At 57.0% G+C, this 1,432-nt stretch carries 1 protein-coding gene and 1 pseudogene; both read left to right on the plus strand.

The features are described 5' to 3' along the window. Window positions 1-712: pseudogene (locus AC1DRJ_RS27605) on the plus strand (DUF262 domain-containing protein); the annotation flags it as partial. Window positions 713-726: 14 nt separating this feature from the next. Beyond that, window positions 727-1,432: GmrSD restriction endonuclease domain-containing protein (locus tag AC1DRJ_RS27610; protein ID WP_477804938.1), on the plus strand; the 706-nt coding region annotated here is incomplete at its 3' end.

The raw sequence follows: 1,432 nt of genomic DNA on the forward strand, positions 1-1,432 counted from the left end.
ACGGATCGCGCGTAAGATCGACCTCGACTGCGACTGGGGAGAGCCCGAAACCGATGTGAGGCAAGCGATATCGAGCCATCTGGAAGAGTTGAAGTACGGACGCGACTCGACGCAGATTAGGGCTGTCCTATTGTTATTCAACATCGCCACCTTGCTTGCAAACTCGCGTTCCAACCTGCGCTTTTCGTTTGAAGCATTCAAGAAGGAAGCCTGGGATATTGAACACGTCAAGGCGGTAGCCACTTACAGGCCCGGCAGGACCGATGCCCAGCGGCGCTGGCTGGACAGCGTCGCCAGCTACTTCATCCATCGCCCTGAGGATCTGGACTTGAGTGAGCGCATTCAGGCTTTTCTAGGGGAAGACGGAAGCCAAGGGCTGGCATTTGACGAGCTGTACGATGACATCCTGCGTCGAGTGGGTGAGGCCACGTCATTTGACGTGGATAATGGAATCGGCAACTTGGCGCTACTGGATCAAGGTACCAATAGAGCTTACAAAAATGCCATTTTCCCGGTCAAGCGACGCTGGATCCTCGAGCTGGACGAGGCGGGTACCTTCGTGCCGCTCTGTACGCGTAATGTCTTTCTGAAGTGTTACAGCCAGGACGTTGGCAACATGCTGTTTTGGTCGTTACAGGATGCCGATAGCTATCGCGACGAGATAGTCTCGACCCTTTCCAAATTTTTCACTGTGAACAGCGAGGCTGTATGAGCGCAGGACAGAGAATGAGTTTCGCGGCGCTTTTCGAGCGACATCCCGAAGTGTGCATCCCCATCCTGCAGCGGGACTATGCCCACGGCCGCGCAACCGCAGTCGAAGTGCGCGGAGCCTTTCTTCAAGCCTTGCGGGAGGCTCTGGACAAGCCCGAGGACGATCCCACGCTCCCCCTGGACCTGGACTTCGTTTATGGCTCTATCGATAGTACCGGTGCCTTCGCGCCCCTCGATGGCCAACAGCGGCTGACAACGCTGCTACTGTTGCACTGGTACGTGGCCGCGAATGATGGTTGCCTGGCCGACTTCATGCGCAGAGCGGCGCCGGCGCGAGGCGCGAGGTTCACTTACGCGGTGCGCCCCAGCAGTCGCGAGTTTTTCGACGAGTTACTTGACTGGCAACCTGCGCAACGCTTAGGCACTAGCCTGTCTGCTGAGATTGCCGACCAGCCATGGTTTTTCTTGTCCTGGAAGATGGACCCGACTATTCAGTCGGCTCTAACTATGCTGGACGCGATTGACGCGCGCTTTGCCGACGCCAAGGGTTTTTACGGCCGCCTGACCAGCAGTGACCGCCCGGCGATCACCTTCCAGTTGCTGGACTTGCAACGCTTCGGGCTGTCGGACGACCTCTACATTAAGATGAACGCTCGAGGCAAGCCACTTACGAGCTTCGAGACCTTCAAGGCGAGGTTGGTAGATCATGTCAAATCTGTCC

The sequence above is a fragment of the Pseudomonas sp. P5_B2 genome, assembly GCF_056400445.1.